The following is a 17,468-nucleotide window of genomic DNA, read 5'->3' on the forward strand; positions in this document are numbered from 1 at the left end:
AATAAAAATTAAGCAAAATAACATTGAATATATAGATGTTGAATTTTATAATAATAAAGAGGATGAAAATCAATGAAAAAAATATGGGAGTTCATCACAACAAGGTTCTCTGAATATAAACAATATGTAGTACTATCAGTTTTTTTGCTGTTTTTCATATATGTTGGATATGAATATTATTTCAAGTATTCATATATATTTAAAAACCCCAATATATTAAAAGAAGTCATTCGTTCTTATGGCAATTTCAGTATTTTAGTCTTCATTCTGATGCAGGTTATGCAAGTGGTCGTTTTTTTTATTCCAGGAGAATTTATACAAGTGGCTGGAGGGTATATTTTTGGCGCTTTTTTAGGGGGAATAATATCTTTGATGGGTATTACCTTAGGAAGTATAATAGTATATTTTATCTCTAATAACTATGGTAGGCCCTTTGTGGAAAAAATCATATTAAATAAGAAAGTGAAATTTTTCAAAAAGATATTAAGTGCAGGAAGTAAAAAAAATGTTGTATTCATATTTTTTTTGATACCAGGAATACCAAAAGATGCCATAACATATATATGTGGAGTATCAGATATTTCTTTTAAAGATTTCTTTATATATTCAACATTAGGTAGGGTTCCAGGTATTTTTATATCTTCTTACTTTGGCCAAAAAATATATACATGGGATGTTACAAGTCTAATAACTATAGGCATAACCATGACTATTTTATCCCTATTAGGAATATTCAAAGGGAATACAATAATCAAGGCTATGATTAAAAAGAAAAAGACTTATTAAAAATCAATGAAATCATATTTAATATTAAAGTATTATAAAGAATGCTGTTTTTTGTATTGTGATTTATATATGCATCTTAAAACTATGCTGATTATACTAATGGACAAAATTATAAGTAGTGAGCAATGAAAGAAAAAATCCTGTGGAAGGATTGTTATTATTGGGTCAGTGGCAATATCAAATAGCCAGTAATCATTATTGAAAAATATTTGATGAAAAATAGTGAAACTTCTATCAAAATTAATTAAAAAAGGTATAAGTAACGTTATTGGAAGTACTATTAAAACTATGGAGCTAGTTAACAAATACCTTATTTTTTTCTGCCTTTTGTTTATAAGGATACCTACAATACTTACTAATATTGAGAAAAGTAGCATTACCTTAAGTTTATCAAATATTACCTTAACTTCTTTAAAATGAATTTTGCCATGATCAGATGAAGGTAGTGTTGGGAGGTTAAATTCTTCAGTTTTATTATTGGTTAAATATGTAATCAAATAGTCGTAATTAGCCTTTAATTCCTCTTTATTAATATTGGTGGAAGCTTCAATATTTAAAATATTAATATCTGAATAGTATAATGGCTTAAAAAGCAAAGTGAAATATACACTTAAGGTTATAAAAGAAAAAGTAAAACAAAAAATAAAAAAGGTTTTTAACAAAAATTTAAGAAAAGTTTTTATATTCATAAAATCACCCCTAATTATTAATTTTAACAATATATGAAAGCATATTCAATAATTATAATTACAAAAGGACAGATTAAATGATTATAATTGCAAAAAAGACTTATTAAATATTGTTAGAATTCAATAATAATATAAATTATAGAAATATAAAGTAAACGAGAGATAAACTATAGAATTCCACGATAAACAAGCATAGTTTATCCATTTGGCTATAAATGGTATAATATATAGAATAAACGAATTTGATATTATACCCATTATTAATTAGTATATTAGTTACAGGTCATGTTAGCACTCGGATGTACGGAGTGCTAACAGAAAAAATAAAAATATATAAGGAGGGGTTTAAAATGAACATTAGACCACTTAGTGATAGAGTATTAATTAAAAGATTAGAAGCAGAAGAAACTACAAAAAGTGGAATACTTCTTTCAGGAGCTTCAAAGGAAAAACCACAAGAAGCTGAGGTAGTTGCTGTAGGACCAGGAAAAGTTGAGGATGGTAAACTAATTGAGATGGAAGTTACAGTAGGGGATAAAATATTATTCTCTAAATACTCAGGAAGCGAAATAAAATATGATGGTATTGAATATATCATATTAAAACAAGAAGAAATACTAGCTATAATTGAAAAATAATTTAATAAACGTAATAATGATTAAAATATAATTCGATAATTAAATAATAATTTTATAATTATTATTTAATTTTTGAATTATCTTAATTATTAGCGTATAGGAGGGTTTTAAATGGCTAAAAGTATATTATTTGGAGAAGACGCAAGAAGAGCTATGCAAAGAGGTGTAGATAAGCTTGCAGATACGGTTAAAATTACACTAGGACCCAAAGGAAGAAATGTCATTTTAGATAAAAAATTTGGATCACCATTAATAACTAATGATGGTGTTACTATAGCTAGAGAAATAGAATTAGAAGATCCTTATGAAAATATGGGAGCGCAACTTGTTAAAGAAGTGGCTACAAAGACTAATGACGTAGCAGGTGATGGAACAACTACAGCTACACTTCTTGCTCAAGCTATTATAAGAGAAGGCCTTAAAAATGTTACGGCTGGTGCCAACCCTATGTTAATAAGAACTGGTATAAAAATGGCTGTAGATAAAGCTGTTGAAGAAATTAAAAAATCTTCTAAACCAGTTAACGGTAAGGAAGATATAGCTAGAGTAGCTGCAATATCAGCTAGTGATGAACAAATTGGAACTCTAATAGCCGATGCTATGGAAAAAGTAGGTAATGAAGGTGTTATAACTGTTGAAGAATCAAAATCTATGGAAACTGAACTTGATGTAGTTGAAGGAATGCAGTTTGATAGAGGATATTTAAGTGCATATATGGTTACAGATGCAGAAAAAATGGAAGCAAACCTTGAAGAAGCATATATTTTAATAACAGATAAGAAAATTACTAATATACAAGATATACTTCCAATACTTGAGCAAATTGTTCAACAAGGAAGAAAGTTATTAATAATTGCTGAAGATGTTGAAGGTGAAGCACTAGGTACATTAGTTGTTAATAAATTAAGAGGAACATTTACTTGCGTAGCTGTTAAAGCTCCAGGTTTTGGTGATAGAAGAAAAGAAATGCTTCAAGATATAGCGATTTTAACTGGTGGAGAAGTTATCTGTGAAGAATTAGGAAGAGAATTAAAAGATGTTACTCTAGATATGCTAGGAAGAGCTGAAAGTGTTAAAATATCTAAAGAAAACACTACAATAGTAAACGGAAAAGGTGAAAAAGATTCAATACATGATAGAGTTTCTCAAATTAAGAGACAAATTGAAGAAACTACATCGGATTTCGATAGAGAAAAATTGCAAGAAAGGCTTGCTAAACTTGCAGGGGGAGTAGCTGTAATAAAAGTTGGAGCTGCTACTGAAACTGAATTAAAAGAAAAGAAACTAAGAATAGAAGATGCTCTTGCAGCTACAAAAGCAGCAGTTGAAGAGGGAATCCTTCCTGGTGGCGGAACAGTTTATATTAATGCTATTATAGAGATTGCCAAATTAACATCAGATATATCAGATGTTCAAGTGGGTATCAACATAATTAAAAGAGCTTTAGAAGAACCATTAAGACAAATAGCTACAAATGCGGGTGCAGAAGCTTCAGTTATAATAGAAAAAGTAAGAGAAAGCGCTGGAGAAGTTGGATATGACGCTCTACGTGGAGAAATGGTAAATATGATAAAAGCAGGAATTGTAGATCCTACAAAGGTTGTAAGATCAGCACTTCAAAACGCCGCATCTGTTGCAGCAACATTCTTAACAACAGAAGTTGCAGTTGCAGATATTCCAGAAAAAAATGCAGCACCAATGGGTGGCGGACCAGGAATGGGAATGGACGGAATGTACTAAAAGTAAATTAAAATAAAAACATATTTAAATAAAAAATTAGCTAGGCTGAGTCCTAGTTAATTTTTTTATACTTTTAATATGTTTCTAATGGACTGACTTGTTTAATATTATGATTTGCCTTGGTAAGAAATTGCCATTGACAAATTATCAAACATTATCTATTATTAATACTAACTTTAAAAAAAATAACGTCACTCGTATATCCCTTGAATATGGCAAGGAGTATCTACCGGAAGCCACAAATTTCCGACTATGGGTAATCTTAGTGTGTACTTATTTTAGGCATGCTAATTTTACTTTAGTCAAAGTAGGATTGGTATGCCTTTTTATACTTTCTATATTAATTTTAAAAAGTTGTATATATAAATATTTTTATGCTAATTATAAAGATAAATAAGGCCCACTTTAATAAAAAACATGTGTGCATGTTGGTCTCTTTATTTTCATTTATATAAAATAGAATTCTGAAAGGGTGTTGATTAAATGGCAAAGATATTAAAACAAGCATATACATTTGATGATGTATTATTAGTTCCAAATAAGTCAGAGGTTTTACCAAGGGACGTTAGCTTAGTTACTTACCTTACAAAAAAAATAAAACTTAACATACCTCTAATAAGTGCAGGTATGGACACAGTTACTGAATCTAGAATGGCTATTGCTATGGCTAGAGAAGGTGGAATAGGAATCATACATAAGAACATGAGTATTGAAAGCCAAGCTATCGAAGTAGACAGAGTTAAAAGACAAGAAAATGGTGTAATTACAGATCCGTTCTTCCTATCTCCAGATAATATTTTAGAAGATGCACTAGCATTAATGAGCAAATATAGAATATCAGGAGTGCCAATTACAACTAATGGTAAATTAGTTGGAATAATTACTAATAGAGATATAGTTTTTGAAACTGATTATAGTAAAAAAATTAAAGACATAATGACAAGTGAGAATTTAATTACTGCATCAGAAGGAACAAGCATGGAAGAGGCTAAGCAGCTTCTTAAAAAACATAAAATAGAGAAGTTACCTTTAGTAGATAGCGAAAATAATTTAAGAGGACTTATTACAATAAAAGATATAGAGAAAACAATAAAATTTCCTAATGCTGCAAAGGATTCTAGAGGAAGATTATTATGTGGCGCATCTGTTGGAGTAACTTCCGATATGATGGCGAGAATAGAAGCCTTAGTAAAGGCTGGAGTAGATGTAATAAATATAGATACAGCTCATGGTCATCATATAGGAGTAATCGACGGAGTAAGGAAAATAAGATCTGAATACCCAGAACTTCAAATAATAGCAGGAAATATTGCAACAGCTGAGGCAACTCGTGATTTAATCCAGGCAGGAGCAGATTGTGTAAAAGTAGGCATAGGCCCTGGATCAATTTGTACTACAAGAATTGTAGCAGGAGTAGGAGTTCCACAACTCACAGCAGTTATGGATTGCGTTTACGAAGCGAATAAATATGGAGTACCTGTAATTGCAGATGGTGGTATAAAGTACTCAGGAGACATCGTTAAGGCATTAGCAGCAGGGGCTAAAGTGGTTATGATGGGATCTATGTTTGCAGGTTGCGAAGAAGCACCTGGTGAAATGGAAATCTACCAAGGAAGAAGCTATAAGGTATACAGAGGCATGGGTTCACTAAGTGCTATGGCTTGTGGAAGTAAGGATAGATATTTCCAAGAAGGAAATAAAAAGTTAGTGCCTGAGGGCGTAGAAGGAAGAATAGCTTTCAAAGGAACTGTTGTTGAAACTATATATCAGATGATTGGTGGTATACGTTCAGGGATGGGATATTTAGGATCTGCAACCCTTGAACAATTATTTGAGACTTCAACCTTTGTTATACAAAGTTCGGCAGGGCTAAGAGAAAGTCATCCACATGATGTGCACATTACAAAAGAAGCACCAAATTACAGTGTGAACAGCTAAGAATAGCTGAAAATAGCTAAGAATAGCTAAAAATAGTTAAGAAAAAGCCTTAAGGTTATAGGAGGAAAAACATTGAACAATAGAGAATTAATTTTAGTAGTTGACTTTGGTGGTCAATATAATCAACTTATTGCAAGAAGAGTTAGAGAAAATAATGTTTACTGTGAGATAATACCCTACACATTTTCTGCAGAAAAAATAAAAAATATGAATCCAAAAGGTATAATATTCACTGGTGGTCCAAATAGTGTTTATGCGCAGGGCGCTCCAAAAGTGGAGAAAGAAATATTTGAGATGGGGGTTCCTATTTTAGGAATATGTTATGGTGCTCAATTAATGGCACAGTCCTTTGGTGGAAAAGTTATAACTCCTGATGTTCGTGAATATGGGAAAATAGAAGTTGACTTATGTAAGGATGCTATTATTTTCAAAGGAATAGAAGAAAATCAATGCTGGATGAGTCATACAGACCATATATCCATGGCGCCAGAAGGATTTGATATAATAGCAACTTCTAAAGATTGTCCAGTAGCTGCTATGGCTAATGTTTCTAAAAAACTCTATGGAGTTCAGTTCCACCCAGAAGTAAAACATACTCTTTTTGGTGAAGAAATGATTAGAAAGTTCCTATATGGTGTATGCGAAGTTAAGGGTGATTGGTCAATGTCATCTTTCGCAGAAGAAAAAATTAAATCTATACGCGAATTAGTTGGAGACAAAAAAGTACTTTGTGCTTTTTCAGGAGGAGTAGATTCTTCAGTTGCCGCAATGCTTGTACATAAAGCAATAGGTAAGCAGCTAACTTGCGTATTTGTAGATCATGGTCTTTTAAGAAAAGATGAAGGCGATCAAGTTGAGACAATATTTAAAGATGAATTTGATATGAATATAATAAGAGTTAATGTTCAAGATAGATTCTTAGGTAAGCTTAAAGGCGTAAGTGATCCAGAGCAAAAGAGAAAGATAATTGGAGAAGAATTTATAAGAGTTTTTGAAGAAGAGTCTAATAAACTTGGACAATTAGATTTCCTTGTGCAAGGCACAATATATCCGGATGTAGTTGAAAGTGGTACTGCAACTTCTGCTACTATAAAAAGTCATCATAATGTTGGTGGACTTCCAGAGGATATGCACTTTAAACTAATAGAGCCTCTACGCGAACTATTTAAAGATGAGGTCAGAGCAGTGGGAGAAGAACTTGGAATTCCTCACCACCTTGTGTGGAGACAGCCATTCCCAGGACCAGGCCTTGCTATAAGAGTGCTTGGAGAAATAACACCGGAAAAATTATTTATAACTAGCGAAGCAGACGCAATATTTAGAGATGAAGTGGCTAAAGCAGGGCTAGAAAGTGAAATATGGCAATACTTTGCATGTCTGCCTAACATCCAATCCGTTGGAGTAATGGGAGATGAGCGAACATACTGTCATACAGTTGCTCTAAGAGCTGTAACTAGTTCAGATGGAATGACTTCAGATTGGTCGAGAATACCATACGAAGTATTAGATAAGGTGTCTAGAAGGATTGTTAATGAAGTTAAAGGAGTAAACAGAATTGTTTATGACATAACCTCAAAACCGCCTTCAACTATTGAGTGGGAATAAGATAAACTCCTCTAGATGCAGTAATATCAACGTTTATATAAAATAAAAAGTGTCTTAGATTTATTTTTTAATTAAGATAAATTTAAGGCACTTTTGTATTTTTTGTGCCTTAAAAAGGAGGTATAAGCAGCTATAATATATATGAACATTTAATAACATTTATATACATATAAATACTATTATTGTTTAACCTAATAGTAGAGGTGATCGTATATGCATGAATATGTAAGTATAACAAAAGCTGCTCAATTTTTAACACCTAAAACTATGAGAGTGTGGGACAAAGAAGGGATACTAAAAAGTTATAAAACTCCCAAAGGTCATAGAAGGTATTTACTAGACGAAATAGAAACTTTAACGCTCGGCAGAGTTGCGAATAGCACTGTAAATATAGATAATAAAGTTTATATATATTCAAGAGTTTCTACAAAAAAAACAATTTGTAAGCGGTAATTTGGATAGACAAACTCAAAGATTAAAAGAATATTGCTTAAATAAAAATTATGAAGTTATTGAGACATATAGCGAAATAGCCTTAGGATTAAATGACAAAAAGGTAAAGTTAATTAAAATGTTATCTAACTTAAATGGGATAAGTAAAATAATTGTAGAATATCCAGATAGTTTAACTAGATTTGGTTTAAACTATTTAATAATAATGCTAAAAAACCTAGGGATAATTGTAGAATTCGTTGAAAGTAATGAAAATAACTCTGTTAACGAAGATATGACTAAAGATATTATAAGTATAATAACCTGCTTTTCTGCTAAATTGTACGGTGCTAGAGGTGGGCGAAAAGTTAAAAGGACTTTAAAGGAATTAGCTCTAAATAAAGCTGAGTAGAACAGGTGGTGAATATAATTATGAAGGTAGCTTTTCAATCTGTAGCAAGGAGCATTGATTAATGCACATGGGTTCAACCCTGCTATTCTGTGTATAGAATTTGATACCAAAATACCTCTGTAAATGGCATGGTTATGCCATTTTTTTCATTTTCTCTTATTCTTATTTAGTATACTAATTAAATCAAGTTTGAACTTTACAACCTCAAAAAATATAATTATATACAAAAAGAAGATTTCAACTCCTGTAATCATTGCAGGAGTATTTTTTATTTTAAATAAAATTTAGGAGGAAGAGAAATGAAAAGTAATATCGTTGTAGTAAAGGAAAAAGGAATTGCGTTAGTTTTTGCAAGAAATAGAAGGGATAAGGCATTCAGTACACCACACGTGCCTTATTCTCAATTCTAAGGTACTTTAAATAGCATGGAGTGTAGCGATACATAATTGTTGAAAAAATAATACCCCCAACCTCTTTTTTAAAAAGGTCAAGGGTATTATTTCAAGCAATATATCATTCTTTATAATTGCATTTCATTAAAAATTATTTTAACGTACATTTATTGACACCGACATTCATTGATTTTCCATCAACAACACCTTGAATAGTAACTTTATCACCTTTTTTCAAACTAGCTATCTTATCAATTTCTGTTTTTTCATCAAAGAAACATTGAACATTTGTTATTGCAAAATCTTTTTCTGCTGAAAGAGTAATGAAAGTTTGTCCAAGCAAAACACCAATATCGTCTATTTTCCCTGTTGTTTCAATAGTTTTATCTTTGTAATTTTTATCTGCATTTACTTCATTTGCTTCATATGCTTTTGCTAAATCAGCTGCCGAAACCTTTAATGCTTCTACCTTTTTTTCTACAGGTTTATCTTTAGTAGTTGTACTTGTAGCAGGAGCAGTTGTACTAGCACTATCTTTATCTCCACCCATTGCCGAGCCGATACCACCTAAAATAACAAGTGCTAAAATAACAGTTAATACCTTATGTTTCATAAAAAAGTTTCTTTGGTCTTTACCACAATGAACGCATTTGTTTACACCTTTTGCAATTTCTTTATTACATGCCTTACAATTTACCATTTTTGTCATTTGTTTGTCCACCTTTTGTTTTTTTATTTATTTATTTAATTTTCCATTCACAAGTATATTGTATCTTTTGCATTGTGTCAATTGAAATCCTTAATTGTAATTATATGTATTAAATTATACCATTTATTTGAAATATATTTTCATTACAGTATGTGATTACGGAGCATTAAATAGGCAAAACAAGGCGAAATAGGGTAATTGGGTGTATGGTCAATGGTTTGCCTGTGCCTGTAATATAAGTGACATACCGTCATTAACCCATTACAAAAATCTAATATCAAACTGTCTAATTTGACTATATTTGACTATATTAAACCGTATAATCCAATTAGGTTCGGAGTAGTCCCGATAAACCTTTCATTTGCTCTGTTTTAAGAGATTGTTTAATAAAAGGGGGACTATGACACCTTTTGACCCTGTAATGTCTTTAAATCAAGTGTAATGGGTGTAAGTCATCATAGCGAATACTACACTCTACCCTGTTACGTTCATATTAAAAGGTTGTTGATATAGGGTATACCCTAAAAATGTTAAGTTAAAAAACCATAATAATATCAAATTCATTAAAGGTATTAAAATAGAATTTTTAAATTGAAATTATATACCATTAATTGTACAATGGATATATATATGGTCGGTTCGGGTGTGTAATAAATATGAAATAGTTGAAAAAATCATTAATTAAAGATATTACTAAGTAGCTGATTGCAAAACTCTAAAAGATTTTAGTGTGCTATCTATCTGATATTTTAGCGAACTTAATAAGCATTAACTTAATCATAAAAAAAATGATTAGGCTATTAAAGATTTTATAGATAAGAGATGAGATTTTTTATCAAGCTTATCAGCAATCAAAATTACAATTTGTTGTGTTATTGCAGCGAGGATTACTTCAACCTTAAGGGAAACTGTATTTTTAAGCTTTGTATATCCAAGTCCCATAGGGAATTTTACCATGAAGTTTGTTCTTTCTATTATTGTTCTTTTTTTATAAAGCTGAATCCATTTATCTGATCCTCTTGGGATAACAGTATTTAATCTGTAATTATCATTAACATTAGTATGATGCATTCTACCACAAGGGGATGTAGTACAAGGTTTTTCACAGGATAGAGTATAAGTTGTTTTACCTTTTATAGTTTTCTTCTTTGGAAGTGGTTCTGCTGTATGCTATTAAATGGGTATATCATAACCACTTTTTTAATGTTTTTAAATAAATAATAGAGGGAGTTATGAAATTGAAAAAGGGGATATCTAAAGGACAACAAATAATTTAAATATATCATTAAGAAATAAAAATTAACCTTGATTTTACATTGACTATGCTAATATGAAAATGTACTTAGCAATAAGTAACAAATTATATTAGGAGGACAAAAAAATGAAAAAATTACAATTAGGAGCACTAGCATTAGTAGCAGTATTAACAGTAGGTGGAGCTACTACTTTTGCATCACAAAATGAGAATGAAAATAAATTAGGTACAGCAAGTATAGCAGCTACACTAACTACAACAGCAACAAAAGCCACGGCTGAAGAAATAGCTCAACATGAAAAGATGGTTAAAGATGGTACAGCAACTTCAGCAACTGCAAGTACATCAGCAATAAAAGCTACAGCAGAAGAAATAGCTCAACATGAAAAGATGATTAAAGATGGTACTTTAGCTACACCATCTACAGCTGCAACTTTAACTGAAGCTTCAACTAAATAAATAGTAGCTCAGGATGCTGGTTATATTAATGATTATTGATTATAATTATTGATATAATCGGCATTTATTATATATAGATAAGGAGATCTTTATGAGATTGTTAATTGTGGAAGATGAAATCAGTATATTAGAAGCACTCCAAAAAGGTCTAAAAAAGGATGGCTACGCAGTAGATATGGCACCAGATGGAGATGAGGCTATAGAGCTTATAAGTTTTAACACCTATGATTTAATTGTGCTAGATATTAATTTGCCTGGGGTGGATGGTTTCTCTATTCTAAAGGATTTAAGAGAAAATAACCCAGATACTAGAGTAATAATTGTATCTGCTAATAGAGAAATTGAAGATCGCATAAAAGGATTAGATTTAGGGGCTAATGATTATTTAGTTAAACCCTTTGATTTCCAAGAGTTAAAGGCAAGAATACGGTGTTTATTACGAAGAGAATTTGTTAGTAAACCTAATATTCTAAAGGAAGACGGTCTTGAACTTAACTTTTCTACTCTTAAAATAAGTTATGACGGAAAGGATATTCCGTTAACACTAAAGGAATATTCTATATTAAAATACTTGCTTCAAAATAAAGGAAGGGCCGTGAGTAGTGAGGAGTTATTTAATCATATTTGGGATGATCATACAGACCCTTTCACAAAGGTTATTAGAGTGCATATTTATTCCTTGAGAAAAAAATTGATAAGTGCTACAGGTAAAGAGGATATCATCACCACACTAAAAGGCGTTGGATACCTATTTAGAGGTGCTCAAAATGAATAAACTAAATATCACACTTAAATGGAGATTTACTCTATTAACAGTTATTCTTATCGCCATATCCTGTGTTGCTATTGTAACTTCTATGAATATCGATATTAAAAGAACAATACCAACTGGTAGTCTTACTAGTAGCTATACTGAAAATTTTAAGGCAAAAGAAAATGGGATCTCACCAGCCCTGCCAACGGGTTCTATAGATAATAGTCAATCATCTACAGCAGCCATTGTAGCATCTGAAGCCACAATGGCAAAGGCTGTTTCTAGTATATATACGGGATCTATCATAACTCTACTCATAATTATTTCTCTAGGAGGCATAAGTGCCTATCTCATTGCAGATAAGGCTTTAAAACCTGTACAGGTCCTAAATGAAAATATAAAAAATATTAGTGAAAATAATTTATTAGCCAATCTAGAGGTCCAAGGTCCACATGATGAAATTAAGGAGCTTACCATTTCATTTAATCAAATGTTAGCAAAGCTTAACAACGCCTTTACCTCTCAAAAACGATTTAATGCCAGTGTAGCCCATGAACTTAAAACACCTTTAGCCGCCATGAAGATTAATATAGATGTATTAAATGACGGAGAACAAAAAACGGTAGAAGAGTATAAAGAAACGCTAGATATTGTAGAAAAATCAGTAGGTAAGATGAACAGCATGATAGAAACTCTTTTAGACTTAGTTAGAGAGGAAAATACTTCTTTAGATGACCAGGTTTATGTGGTTAATATTATAGAGGATGTAGTTGAGGATTTAACAATCATTGCAGAAACCAATCATATAGCGTTAGATTTCAAAATATTGACATCCGTTTCATCTATTAAAGGAAATGAAGTGCTCCTCTACAGAGCGATTTATAATGTGGTAGAAAATAGTATAAAATATAACAAGTTAAATGGAAAAGTTACAGTTAACTGCGAACAGGAGAAGGATACCATAAGGATTGAAATTAAGGATACAGGTAAAGGTATACCTATAGAAGAAATTAATAATATCTTTGAACCCTTTTATAGAGTGGATAGATTTAATGTAAACTCAAGTAATGGCATGGGATTAGGCTTATCCTTAACTAAGTCAACTATCACCATTCATGGCGGTGAGATTAAGGTTTATAGTGAACCTGATAGGGGAACTAGGGTTACAATCAGCTTACCTGTAATTTGACCCCATAGCCATCAACCTAAGGACACTCAGTTGTTAGGGGAGAATTGAATTACAATAAGGTAAAAAAGAAACCCAAAAATATATATTGGAATTTTAAAGTCACACTTTACTTTAATATAAAAAGCTGTGAATTAACAATTCACAGCTTTTTCATTATATTCTAAAATAGAACAGCCAAATATTATATTTTAAATACAGATATTCCTTTATTTAATCCTTCTACACTTTCTGTGGTTTTTTTTACTTCCTCAATAATTCCATTAGATCTTTCAGTTATATCAGATACCTTTTGGGCTATGTTTGTGGTTCCTTCTGCGCCTTCATTTGAAGCCTGTGATACCTGCTCTATGGTCTTTATCACATCTTGAATTGAAGCTAAAAGTTCCTCTGAAGTTGAGCTAAATTCTAATACAAGATTGTTTACAAAGTCTGCATCATTGCTATATTCCCCTGCCACATTTAATAATGTATTATAGTCATTCAGAACATCCTCCGATACAAAATTTAATAATTCATTAGAGCTTGCGGATAAATCCGTTACTGAACTAGTTACTTTCTCTGTTATGCTTTGTATTTCAGTCACTGTATTTCTTGATTCTTCTGCAAGTTTTCTTATTTCATCTGCAACTACTGCAAAACCACGCCCTGCCTCACCAGCTCTTGCTGCCTCAATGGATGCATTTAATGCCAAAAGATTAGTTTGGGAAGATATCTGCATGATGGATTCAGATAATACACTAATTTGTGCCACTACTTTGGAATTTTCAATTGCTATTTCTAATTTATCTTTGGTTTTTGAAAATACCTGTAGTGCTTTGTCTTTTGATTCTGTAACATTATTTTTAGTAGCCATTGCTCTTTTGTTTATCTCTTGAGCTTCGATAGCCCCTTCTTGTGCTTTTTTTGATATAGATTGAACTGCTCTTTCTATTTCATCAGCTGTTGCATTCATCTCTTGGGTGGAGGCTGCTGTTTCTTCCATTCCTGCGGATAATTCCTCCGTAGTTGCAGATACGTCCTCTATGTTCATATTTAAAATTTTTACATTTTCAGAAGCACTATGTACTACTGATTTAATCGTATTAGATTCTTGACTTACATTTGTAATTAAAAGTTTTAATGAATTTTGCATACCGTTAATTGCCTTTGCTATATCGCCCATTTCATCTTTTCTCTTTTTAGTCTCTTCTGGAACATCCTTTGTAAAATCGCCACTAGCTATGAGATTTAAATGATTTACAGATAAAACTAATGGATTCGCAATAGCTTTTTTAAGTATAGAGGTTAAACCTACGCCAATACATAATGCAAGTAAAAATATTGCCAGAGTTATATTTTGGGAAGCATTAAAATCTTTATTGTTTTGTACACTTAAATCATTAGCTATTTTTATGTTATATTGTGCCAGTTCTTTTAAACTCTGTTGAAATGCTACTTCATAATTTTCAACAGAGCTTAATTCGGCCATAGATTCTCCCAATTTCCCCGACATTGCTAGTTTAATAGCCATATCTCTTCCTTTTATGAATTTTTCTCGATTGGCTTCAATAACAAGAATTCTATCTTTTTCATATTGATCATTATCGGTTTGTTTGTAATTTGACCAATTTGTGGCAAATGTTTTTTGCCTAACTTCTATGTCTTTAATTTTTTCATTTTGCTTATCTTTATCGGCTCTATTCAATAATATATAATATGTATCCCCCTCTATGCCCCTAGTTTGATTTCTATTATCATTTAAGTATTGAATGCTTAATAGATGTTCCTTATACATTGTTGTCATATCTTTGTGTTCTTTTGAAAGATAATAATATCCAACTCCACTCATCATGGTAATAAGTAATAATGCAGCCATTGAAAAAACTATGAGTTTTGATTTTACCTTTAAGTTATTCATTTTAAGCTCCTTCTTTTGTGTTTTGTCATAATTGTACACTAGACTAATAAATTTAACAATATTTATGAATATATATATAAATACTTAATTTTTGATAAAAATTTTTTTATAGAACATCAGATTTTTTAGATTATGTATACCATATTGGTGTTACAGCTGCTGAAAATAAAGGTATATATTCGGAAAACACATTTATATAGAAGTTTAATTTTAATGTTATAAGGAAAGCAATTCTTTCAGATATATTGAATAATATATTTTAGATTAAGGAAGGATAAACTTGCAATTATATTATATAATTGTATTAACAAATTTTTAAATAAACATCTGAAAGAAGAGGTTAAATTATGACTATTTATATCGCACTATTACGAGGCATTAACGTAGGCGGAAAGAATATTATTAAGATGGCTGATTTGAAACGTACATTTGAAACTATAGGCCTTAGTTCAGTGCAAACATATATTCAAAGTGGAAATGTTTTATTTAAATCAAATGAAGAGGAAGAAACTCTGCGTAAGAAAATTGAACATGAGATTGAGGGGGTTTTTGGATTTTCTGTAACAATTGTTTTGAGAACGGCCGCAGAGATAGAATGGATTATCCGCAATTGCCCATTCTCCCAGGAAGAAGTAACAGATGCAGAAGCCTCATCGAAAGTAGAATGCCTATACGTCTCACTGTTAACAAATGCCCCATCACAAGAAAAAATTCAACACTTGAACTCTTACACAAGTGAAAGTGATAAGTATAAAATTGAAGGGCGAGAGGTATTTCTTTTATTTCATAATAGTATTAGAAATTCCAAGCTTGTAAACAATCTTAAAAAATTAGAGGTACCGTGGACTGTGCGTAACTTTAAAACCATGAACAAGCTGAATGAGCTAACAAAACATATGATGTAATGAACAAATATTAGCACACAAAAACAGGAAGATTTTTCGCCTTTATTATAAGAGAATTTCGGCAGCATTAACAAAGTATAAATTCCTGTTATGTATTAATACTTTAATTATATAATATCTCTTGGGTAGCATTTTTAATTATAGTTTATATATCGACATAATAATTGAATAAAAATTATATAGTGCTTATCATATATGATAAGCACTATATAATAGAATTTTTTATTTTTAATTTAGGCTATGTTTAATAACAGTGTTGATAATATGACAATTTTTAAGGGAAGCCAAAAATGGCTTCCCTTAATTCACATTTAAAGAATTTTGCGACGCTCCCTTTACATTTTAAACTTTATTTTGCTTTTGGTCTGTTAAAAATTAATTACCATTCCAATGATAGATTAGTTGTACAACGCCAGAAGAGAACGTTCTGGTATTAACCATTTTTAAATTCAATCTCTGTTTTATATCAATAAACAACGGTTTTCCTTCTCCCAAAATAACAGGGTGAATAGATAATCTAAATTCATCAACAAGCCCTAAATTTATAAAAGTTGTAATGAGACTTGCTCCTCCATATAGCCAAATGTCTTTACCAGGCTTATTCTTCAATTTATTTACTTCTCCAAGAATATTTTCATTTATAAATATTGCTTGATTATCAGTATCTATTTGTGTTCTGGAAAACACATATTTCTCTTTACTATGAACCAATTTCCAAATTTCTTTTTCATTATCAGAATCTTCATCTTGGGGAATATATTGTCCCCATAAATCGTAACTTTTTCTACCATATAAAATAGTGTCAATTTCATTCAAGAAATTAGTGAACCCCATATCAGTGTCCATAATGCACCAATCAACTTCCCCATTTTTCCCTTCAATAAAGCCATCTAAAGTAGTTGCTAAATCTAAAATTATTCTTCTCTGCTCTACGTTATTTGACATAACTCTTCCTCCTTCTTATATTCTTCCTTGAAAAACTTTAATTGTGACACAATATTTTACTATTGTATCTGTATTTAATTATACAACTTAGTAATGTAATTATTTAAATATTTAACAAAATTAAATATAAATCGCTTCCCTAATTTTAAAATCTTTTAACTTTGTATCAGAATGAGATGTATGCGACGGGACTTATAAATGTTTGGTTTTTACAGTATCCTTCTCTGTATTAAAAAACTGTAACCATTTAAACCAGTACATGTAGTTAGCAAGATATTTTGTGGCTACACTATGAAAACTATACATCCATTCTTTTAGTTTGCTATGAAAAGCATTTATGTGCTGTATATACATTTATCTTAAACATAGCCTTAATTTAATATAATTAAGACTAGTACATTTCATAAATATATAGGATATAATATAAATAGTGAATTTTTATTAGTAGGAAAAGAGATAATTTAGACAGGGGGTATAATTATGTTTAAGGAAATAGATGAGAAAAAGGTTTTATTAGATAGTAAAAGACCGTTAAGCGGGAATGCTATAGACAATTTAAAAAAGTATTTTGATGTGGAACTTACATATAATTCAAATGCCATAGAGGGAAATACTCTAACAATTACATAAACTAAAGTCATTATAGAAGAGGGATTAACAATAGGAAGAGGAAAGAGCTTACGAGAACATCTAGAAGTAATAAATCATAAAGAAGCAATAGAT

General features: G+C 30.8%; 17 protein-coding genes, 1 pseudogene and 1 riboswitch. Of the genes and pseudogenes, 12 read left to right on the plus strand and 6 right to left on the minus strand.

What is annotated here, in order from left to right:
• Positions 1-72: 72 nt before the first annotated feature.
• Positions 73-786: a TVP38/TMEM64 family protein gene (locus G9F72_RS02265; RefSeq protein ID WP_164959529.1), complete on the plus strand. Its 714-nt coding sequence runs from the start codon at positions 73-75 to the stop codon at positions 784-786.
• A 32-nt stretch (positions 787-818) separates the two neighbouring features.
• Here the strand turns inward: G9F72_RS02265 and G9F72_RS02270 are convergent, their stop codons facing one another.
• Complete coding sequence (locus G9F72_RS02270) at positions 819-1,475, minus strand: TIGR01906 family membrane protein (protein WP_164959528.1); 657 nt, start codon at positions 1,473-1,475, stop codon at positions 819-821.
• Between the two features lie 350 nt (positions 1,476-1,825).
• Here G9F72_RS02270 and groES point away from each other — a divergent pair, with 350 nt between their 5' ends.
• The 6 genes from groES to G9F72_RS02300 all read left to right on the plus strand — a co-directional run bounded on the left by groES (position 1,826) and on the right by G9F72_RS02300 (position 8,240).
• Positions 1,826-2,113, plus strand: coding sequence for a co-chaperone GroES (gene groES, locus G9F72_RS02275; RefSeq protein WP_164959527.1), 288 nt, complete (start codon positions 1,826-1,828; stop codon positions 2,111-2,113).
• A 111-nt stretch (positions 2,114-2,224) separates the two neighbouring features.
• The gene (gene groL / locus G9F72_RS02280) at positions 2,225-3,853 is read left to right on the plus strand and encodes a chaperonin GroEL (protein WP_164959526.1); all 1,629 of its coding nucleotides are present in this window, start codon (positions 2,225-2,227) and stop codon (positions 3,851-3,853) included.
• Between the two features lie 175 nt (positions 3,854-4,028).
• Positions 4,029-4,126: riboswitch (purine riboswitch) on the plus strand.
• A 210-nt stretch (positions 4,127-4,336) separates the two neighbouring features.
• Positions 4,337-5,791, plus strand: coding sequence for an IMP dehydrogenase (gene guaB, locus G9F72_RS02285; protein WP_164959525.1), 1,455 nt, complete (start codon positions 4,337-4,339; stop codon positions 5,789-5,791).
• 72 nt (positions 5,792-5,863) lie between these two features.
• Positions 5,864-7,396 carry a glutamine-hydrolyzing GMP synthase gene (gene guaA, locus G9F72_RS02290; RefSeq protein ID WP_164959524.1) on the plus strand — a complete coding sequence of 511 codons (1,533 nt, stop codon included), beginning with the start codon at positions 5,864-5,866 and terminating at the stop codon, positions 7,394-7,396.
• A gap of 213 nt (positions 7,397-7,609) precedes the next feature.
• On the plus strand, positions 7,610-7,849 hold the full coding sequence (locus G9F72_RS02295; RefSeq protein ID WP_164959523.1) for a MerR family transcriptional regulator: 240 nt from the start codon (positions 7,610-7,612) through the stop codon (positions 7,847-7,849).
• Position 7,850: 1 nt separating this feature from the next.
• A complete protein-coding gene (locus G9F72_RS02300; RefSeq protein WP_164959522.1) occupies positions 7,851-8,240 on the plus strand; it encodes a recombinase family protein in 390 nt (129 codons plus the stop codon).
• A 543-nt stretch (positions 8,241-8,783) separates the two neighbouring features.
• Here the strand turns inward: G9F72_RS02300 and G9F72_RS02305 are convergent.
• Complete coding sequence (locus tag G9F72_RS02305) at positions 8,784-9,341, minus strand: OB-fold protein (RefSeq protein ID WP_164959521.1); 558 nt, start codon at positions 9,339-9,341, stop codon at positions 8,784-8,786.
• A gap of 792 nt (positions 9,342-10,133) precedes the next feature.
• Entirely contained in the window at positions 10,134-10,412 is a 279-nt protein-coding gene (locus G9F72_RS02310) for a hypothetical protein (RefSeq protein ID WP_164959520.1), read from the minus strand.
• A gap of 310 nt (positions 10,413-10,722) precedes the next feature.
• Here G9F72_RS02310 and G9F72_RS02315 point away from each other — a divergent pair, with 310 nt between their 5' ends.
• The 3 genes from G9F72_RS02315 to G9F72_RS02325 all read left to right on the plus strand — a co-directional run bounded on the left by G9F72_RS02315 (position 10,723) and on the right by G9F72_RS02325 (position 12,998).
• A complete protein-coding gene (locus tag G9F72_RS02315; protein WP_164959519.1) occupies positions 10,723-11,055 on the plus strand; it encodes a hypothetical protein in 333 nt (110 codons plus the stop codon).
• 91 nt (positions 11,056-11,146) lie between these two features.
• On the plus strand, positions 11,147-11,830 hold the full coding sequence (locus G9F72_RS02320) for a response regulator transcription factor (protein ID WP_164959518.1): 684 nt from the start codon (positions 11,147-11,149) through the stop codon (positions 11,828-11,830).
• Positions 11,823-12,998, plus strand: a complete 1,176-nt coding sequence (locus G9F72_RS02325) for a sensor histidine kinase (protein ID WP_164959517.1) — start codon at positions 11,823-11,825, stop codon at positions 12,996-12,998. The genes G9F72_RS02320 and G9F72_RS02325 overlap by 8 nt, the downstream gene beginning before the upstream one ends.
• Before the next feature lie 181 nt (positions 12,999-13,179).
• Here the strand turns inward: G9F72_RS02325 and G9F72_RS02330 are convergent, their stop codons facing one another.
• A complete protein-coding gene (locus G9F72_RS02330; RefSeq protein ID WP_164959516.1) occupies positions 13,180-14,895 on the minus strand; it encodes a methyl-accepting chemotaxis protein in 1,716 nt (571 codons plus the stop codon).
• 347 nt (positions 14,896-15,242) lie between these two features.
• Between G9F72_RS02330 and G9F72_RS02335 the strand changes: the two genes are divergently transcribed.
• Positions 15,243-15,800, plus strand: a complete 558-nt coding sequence (locus tag G9F72_RS02335) for a DUF1697 domain-containing protein (protein ID WP_164959515.1) — start codon at positions 15,243-15,245, stop codon at positions 15,798-15,800.
• 375 nt (positions 15,801-16,175) lie between these two features.
• Here G9F72_RS02335 and G9F72_RS02340 read toward each other — a convergent pair whose 3' ends face one another.
• Positions 16,176-16,745 carry a dihydrofolate reductase family protein gene (locus G9F72_RS02340; RefSeq protein ID WP_164959514.1) on the minus strand — a complete coding sequence of 190 codons (570 nt, stop codon included), beginning with the start codon at positions 16,743-16,745 and terminating at the stop codon, positions 16,176-16,178.
• 237 nt (positions 16,746-16,982) lie between these two features.
• A pseudogene (locus G9F72_RS02345) lies at positions 16,983-17,096 on the minus strand (IS1595 family transposase); the annotation flags it as partial.
• A gap of 129 nt (positions 17,097-17,225) precedes the next feature.
• Between G9F72_RS02345 and G9F72_RS02350 the strand changes: the two are divergent.
• Positions 17,226-17,375, plus strand: coding sequence for a hypothetical protein (locus G9F72_RS02350; RefSeq protein WP_224675927.1), 150 nt, complete (start codon positions 17,226-17,228; stop codon positions 17,373-17,375).
• The last annotated feature ends 93 nt before the right edge of the window (positions 17,376-17,468 follow it).

The sequence above is a fragment of the Clostridium estertheticum genome (assembly GCF_011065935.2).
GTDB classification, from domain to species: domain Bacteria; phylum Bacillota; class Clostridia; order Clostridiales; family Clostridiaceae; genus Clostridium_AD; species Clostridium_AD estertheticum_A.